This window comes from Chitinimonas viridis (assembly GCF_030409555.1).
Taxonomy (GTDB): Bacteria; Pseudomonadota; Gammaproteobacteria; order Burkholderiales; family Chitinimonadaceae; genus Chitinimonas; species Chitinimonas viridis.
Genome location: NZ_JAUFPU010000012.1, coordinates 1 through 3,372 on the forward strand (window position 1 = coordinate 1; position 3,372 = coordinate 3,372).

At 58.5% G+C, this 3,372-nt stretch carries 1 protein-coding gene; it reads right to left on the reverse strand.

Annotated elements, in window-relative coordinates:
* Positions 1-3,309: SpvB/TcaC N-terminal domain-containing protein (locus QWZ03_RS13230; RefSeq protein WP_290333153.1), on the reverse strand; the 3,309-nt coding region annotated here is incomplete at its 3' end.
* Between the last annotated feature and the right edge of the window lie 63 nt (positions 3,310-3,372).

Genomic DNA, 3,372 nt, shown 5'->3' on the forward strand with positions numbered 1-3,372 from the left:
GACGGTGCGGGTTTCGTTCAGACCGGTGGCGGGGTTGCGCCAGCTTTGTTGCTTGAGTTCGACCAGGCCGTAGGGGTTGCTGCGGCGGTTGTGGGTGGTGATGAGCTGATAGGCAGGATCACCGGGTTCAACCGTTTCGGTGTCGAGTCGGCCCAGGGCGTCGTAGCTATAGGCTACGTTGCGGGTAATGGCGGTCTGATTGACCGTACGGGACGTATCGGCCTTGCTGACGCTGCTGGTGCTCAGCAGGCCAGCGCGCCACACGGCGGTGGTGTTGATGTTGCGATAGGTGTTGCGGGTCTGTGTGTAGTAGTCGATCCCGCCGTGGCTGACCTTGACATCCGATTGGGTGAGGTTGCCCCAGCCGTCCGTGTATTGGTTGTCGGTGAGGGTGGTGCCCAAGGGGCTGCCATCCAGATCGCGGCGGGTCTGGGTGCTTTGCTTGACATAGGGGAAGACAGACAGCGCGCCGTTGGCATGACGGATGTCGAGCTTGTCGAAGGTATAGCGAGTCTCGCTGAGCTTGGTCGCGCCTATCTGTACCTGTTCTGCGCCAAGCGCACCAACATAGGGCCAGTCCTGGCGTTGCCAAGTGGTATGGATTGCCTGGGTGTGGCTGTCGGTGGCATCGATACGGGCATAGCCTACATGGCCCAGGCCCTGTTGGTTTACGGCGGCACCGGCGTAGCGGTAGGTGGTTTCCCGGTAGCTGCCCTGGCCGATATCTTGGCGCAGGCGCTTGACCACCAAGCCCGCGTCGGCCTGATTCAGTAGCGGATAGGTCTGGGCAATAACCTGCCCGTTGATATCAGTTGCTTGGGCTTGATAGATGCTGTCGTCCACGCCAGCAGTGTATGCAATCTCCGCCTTGCCGCCTCGTCCGTTGGTAACGGAGATCAAGCGGTCGTAGCCTGCAATCTCGCTGGTCGGGAAGCCAAACAACTGCCAGCCCGTACCCGGTACATACAGTGCAATCTGCTGCCGCCCGGTCCCGAGGAAATCACCCGCAACCTGCTTATAGTCACCATTGTCCGGCAGGTTACCGACCGGCATCTCCCAATTCTGGCAGACAGGTGCGCCAGCATAGCTAACACGGCAGAGTTTCCAAGAAAACTGCCGAGACTGCCCGGCTTCCAGCCCATAGCCGACCCGTGGGTTCGCGAATGGCCCAAAAAGCATTTCGGTATGGCCATCCCCATCAAAATCACCCATGGCATTGGGGTGCTGGAGGAAGGCCTTGTCGCCGACCGCATCATGCGTCACGCAATCCAGTGCCTTACCGGTGGAATAACAGATACGCAGCAGATCGCGGCCTACGTTGCTGCTGTCTTTGTCGATAGGCTCATTGTCGAAACCAAACGCTGTGTCGCTATAACCATCGCCATTCAAGTCGCCAGCCAGCGTAGCCCAAGGGCCAGCACCTATGGGTGTTGGATAGAGATTGATGGGAGAACCGTGGAATATATTATACTGAAACGGTGTGTCACCACCGATACCATCATAAATCCCTAGCCAAGCCCTAATTAGGACTCGCTCCCGCGTACCATCCCAGACATCCTGGCTGGTCCATGCCAGCAATCCGATATCACGGATGCCATCACCGTCCACGTCACCACTGTGTTCATCGTGTATCAGTTCCAGGCCACCGTGCATGTGGTTTTCTTCATCGGTAATCCACCCGCGCACCCTGGGAATGTCATATGGCCGGCTAGTGCAGCTGAATTGCACACCCTGTCCTGCATAGCGGCAGACATTGGCCTCGGGGTGGTCAATCGTACTTTTAATCACCAATTCATCACGGCCATCACCATCAACATCCTGGCCAAATACGGTTCCTGCGCTACCCTGAGCTGCGTGGAAGAGAGGGCCTGTCCATGTTTGGCACTGATAAGGCAAGGCTTTTGCCTGCGGGAAGCAGATTTCCCACTGATGCGTCGGCCCATTCTCGTAATTTTTGGGTGTAATTATTTCCAGTAGACCATCACCATTCAGGTCGGCAGTCACACTAAAGTACGAATCAAACTTCGTCGAATTAGCCGGGGGAACATGGGTAAACCCCGTACCGGTAGACAGGTAGAAGCCCTCTCCCGTTACGATATCCTGCCGGCCATCACCATTGAAATCGCCTGGCCGTATTTTGCTCATATCCAGCATATAGCGCTTGAAATGGCCGTCGTAGTCTAGCTCGCGTGGAATAACGGGGCCATTCCAGGTACCTAGCGACACCATCCAATTCTGCTCGGCCAGTGCGGGGGCATCCCAGCCAAACTCGGTCTTGGGCAAGCAGCGGCTGGCATCACTGCCATCGCAAGCTTGCACGGCACGGAGCAGGCTACGACCGCTGCTAGGGCTCAAGGTGTAGTCAAACCGGTAGTCCAGCACTGGGGTGCTCGTGCTGCTCGTAATGTCGGTAAAGGTCTGTATCCGCTCCAGCCGTTTACGGCGGTCACGGTTGCTCCCAGCCAGATAGGCCACTTCCGCATCAGGCCGGTCGCTAGTGCCGTACTTGAAGTCCACCCGGGCGTAATGCGCCGTGCCATTAACCTGATTGCCACCCCAGCGTACGCTGCTGGGCACATGCTCACCCGTCTTGCCGCTACCGGTGTCATCCAGGTAGTCGTAGTCGATCATATTGCCCGAGTAATCTTCGCTACGGCGCAATGCCCAGCCGAATACCAGGTTGGCATCGGCAACGACCGTGCTCTTGAGGCTGCTGTTCTCCGTATCGCCGTAGTACAGCACTTGACCGGACTTGTTTTCGACCTTGAAGCCCAGCTTGCCTCCCTGGCGGCTGCGGGTGATACGGCTGAAGGTCTCCAGCTCAAGCCTATATTCCGCATCGTCGCGCCAGTAATCCGTATCACTGGCCGGGTTGCTACCGGCGGTTACCAGAACCAAGCGTTGACCATCCAGGCAAAGCCGATCGGTATTGGTAAAGCGGACGGCATCGGCAACACCATCCTTGGCCAGCAGCTTGTTACAGCGCTGGATGCTCGACAGACCGCTAAGGCTCCAGCCCACGCCTGCAAGGCCATTGGCTGCCTGGCTGTTGTAAACCAGACCCAGCCCCGGCGAAGTACCATTGGTCCCAGGCGGCACCGCAATCGGCAAGCTATACGTCGCTGCCCCATTGCTCACCCCCAGCTCACCCGGCAAGCTGCCCGCATCCGGCAAGGCCACCAGCCCCGCCACGGCGTCACCCACACCTGCTGCGATATTGTCCGACAGCTCCAGCGCGCCGCCGCGCGAAACCACGGTGATCACCGGCCCTGGCGTACTCGAGGTACCCACTGCAGTCGTGGTGGTCATGCCCAGGTAAGCCTTGGCAACGATTTGGTGGCTGCCCAAGGGGGCGTTGGTCCAATTCCAGCT